Source organism: Bacteroides sp. RTP31139st1_H2_RTP31139_211217 (assembly GCF_040227615.1).
In the GTDB taxonomy this organism is placed as follows: domain Bacteria; phylum Bacteroidota; class Bacteroidia; order Bacteroidales; family Bacteroidaceae; genus Bacteroides; species Bacteroides uniformis.
On record NZ_JBCNZM010000155.1, the window covers coordinates 1 to 2,730 of the forward strand.

A 2,730-nucleotide genomic window follows, 5' to 3' on the forward strand; every position below is an offset into this window, starting at 1 on the left:
TAGCTCGCACACAAGTCCTTTTTTACTCTATTTAATATCTAATCATTTGATTATTAGTTGTTTATTGTCTTGAATGTTATTTATAACCGCACCTTATGGTGTCGTTCCTACACTTCTATAACTGCACCTCACGAATTATCCAGTGTATCAAGAGGATTAGGGATTTTTGCTTTATGGGCACTTGACACATGAAGATAAATGGTTGTGGTCTTGATGTCGTTGTGTCCCAGCAATTCCTGTATCGTGTGCAGGTCTGTTCCCTGTTCCAGCAAGTGTGTGGCAAAGGAGTGGCGTAGCATGTGTACGTGTACACGGTGTTTGATGCCTGCACGATGTGCGGCTTCTTTCAGCACTTTCACCAATGCACTTGCCGAATATTGCTCTCCGGGTGTTTCGCCCTCAAACAACCATTTTTGTGGACGATATTCCCGAAAGTAGTGCCGTAGTTCTTCCAGCAACTTGGGCGAAAGGAGCGAATAACGGCATTTCTTCCCCTTGCCCATGATACGAACCGACATTGTTTCACTGTTGATGTCCTGCGGGGTCAGGTTAAGCAATTCGCTTCTTCTAAGTCCGGCAGAGTAAACCAACGAAATCATGCAGTGATGCTTGATGTTGGAAATTTGTGCAAGGATGCGCTTAATTTCATTCTTGCTCAACACTTCGGGCAGGCTCTTGTACTCTTTGGCACGGGTGATACCGCCATAGTATTGCCGTTTGCCGCCTTTCACCTGCTCGTAATAGAACTTGATAGCATTGATGCGCATATTCTGTTGCGACACCGAAATCTTCTTCTCGTTCACAAGATAGAGTATGTACTTGTTGATGTCCGGCACTTTCAGGCGGTCGATGTTCCGTCCCTTGTGATATTCCATGAAATCGCTGAAATAAGCACGGTATGTTTTGACGGTCGAGGGGCTGTAACGCTTTTGTTCCAGCAGTTCGAGATAGCCTTTCGGCAGTGTGTATTCCCTTTTGGGCTTGGGATGCCGCACGTAAACCCGGCTGTAATCAATATAGGCGTGGGGCGAATAGCGGTCGTAAAAATCCGGCAGGCTGAAAGCGGCTGACGCTATGTATGCAGAGCCGTTACCAGCCATTTCCATGCCCGTGTCTTGGGCGAGCAGCAGGGCGACAGCCTGACTGTTCGCATATTCTATCCGTATGTAATCCGCACCGTCCCTTGTTTCTTTGTGTAGCACGATGCTTCCTCTTTGTTTCTGAACCTTATCCATGTCGCTGAATTTTGCTTCGCTCCAAAGATAAGATAAAAATACCATTATTTGAACATCTGTTCAAAAATAATCGAGGTTAAAAAAACAAAAGAGTATCAGGCTTTAAGCAGCGAATAGATATGGCGAAAATTTTCTGCCAGTTCGTCCACGTTCAAACCGTTTAGAAATGCTTGTTCGTATGACAGCCCTAAAAACATTTGCCGGAACATGATAGCCGTTTTCTTCACGTCCGTGTTGCTCCTGATTTCCCCGCTTTCTTTTGCCTTCTGTATGACTTTCTCCCATAGGTCATAGTCTTGTCGGTAGATTTTCTCAATTTTCTGCCTGATGCCCGGATAGTACATACGCACTTGTGACAGAAAGTGAAAGTAGTAGAAGTTAGGACTACAATCATGCGGGCTACTATTATCACCAATCAGTTCAACAATCCTTTTCATGGAAGCGGCTACCCCCGCCACGTATTGCCCGATGAACTCCGCCAACGTATCGGCAGGAGCGGCAAACTTGTTTTCCGGTTCGTGCATTTGCAACACGTATTTGTCCGCCACAGCCATGAATAAATCCAGCTTGTGCGGAAAATAATAAACGATACCCGTTTTTGTCACCCCGCAGGCTTTGGCAAGCGTGATGATGCTTGCTTTCTCGTAGTTCATCCTGACAAATACGCCGAACGCTTTATCTATTACTTCTTCACGGTTAGTTATTATCATACACGTTTGTTTTTAATCGGTTACGAAGATACGGATTTTGTTTTAAGCATTTGTACCCCAGTGCTTTTTTTTAGTGCAAGGTGCAAGTATATATTTATATATATAGCTTGCACCTTGCACTAATCGCAGAATATTTATTATCAATGATTTGCGTATTTCAAAAGAAAGACTTATCTTTGAACCCGAAAGTTAGGCAGACAAACAGAGGTCAAAGTTGGACAAGCCCAACGTCTGAAAATCGTTACTGTTTCGTTACCTATTTGAAATTTTGAAAGCAAAGTAGCTGAAATATAAGCAGTTAGAGTTATAGGTTCAAAACCCTGTCTCTCCGCAGAACTCCAAAGACAAAAAGGACTCAAAGTATGACAAATCCCGTAAAATCAAGGTTTTACGGGATTTTTTATTTCTCTTCTCGGACATCTATCAGTAATTTGGGTTATATAATCAGTAATCTGGATACCTATGTAATAATAATACCCGCTACTTTTGTATCGCTATAACAATTGGATTTATATGTTTCAACTAAATAATATATCGTATGAAAAGATTGGTGTTGTTTATGATGGCAGTTATGCTGTTGTCTATTACTGTTAACGCACAGAAAAAAGGTGGTAAGACACTGGTAGCTTATTTCTCGGCAACGGGAACAACGGCAAGGGCTGCCAAGTTGGTGGCAGAAGCTGTTGATGGGACCTTCTACGAAATACAGCCTGCGAAAAAGTACACGGCTGCTGATTTGGACTGGCACGACAAAGCTTCGCGCAGCAGTGTGGAGATGTCGGATT

Annotated in this window: 3 protein-coding genes; 1 reads left to right on the plus strand and 2 read right to left on the minus strand. The window is 43.3% G+C overall.

Annotation, left to right across the window (positions count from 1 at the left end):
- Window positions 1–128: 128 nt before the first annotated feature.
- Window positions 129–1,235 carry a tyrosine-type recombinase/integrase gene (locus ABUA47_RS19480; protein ID WP_055295521.1) on the minus strand — a complete coding sequence of 369 codons (1,107 nt, stop codon included), beginning with the start codon at window positions 1,233–1,235 and terminating at the stop codon, window positions 129–131.
- 95 nt (window positions 1,236–1,330) lie between these two features.
- Entirely contained in the window at window positions 1,331–1,945 is a 615-nt protein-coding gene (locus ABUA47_RS19485; protein WP_005924132.1) for a TetR/AcrR family transcriptional regulator, read from the minus strand.
- 538 nt (window positions 1,946–2,483) lie between these two features.
- Here ABUA47_RS19485 and ABUA47_RS19490 point away from each other — a divergent pair.
- A partial coding sequence (locus ABUA47_RS19490; protein WP_349831917.1) for a flavodoxin occupies window positions 2,484–2,730 on the plus strand: 247 nt, incomplete at its 3' end.

What these genes read in the sequence shown, in the direction of transcription:
- ABUA47_RS19480 (WP_055295521.1), bottom strand. Translation starts at nt 1,235, where the DNA reads ATGGATAAGGTTCAGAAACAAAGAGGAAGCATCGTGCTACACAAAGAA.
- ABUA47_RS19485 (WP_005924132.1), bottom strand. Translation starts at nt 1,945, where the DNA reads ATGATAATAACTAACCGTGAAGAAGTAATAGATAAAGCGTTCGGCGTA.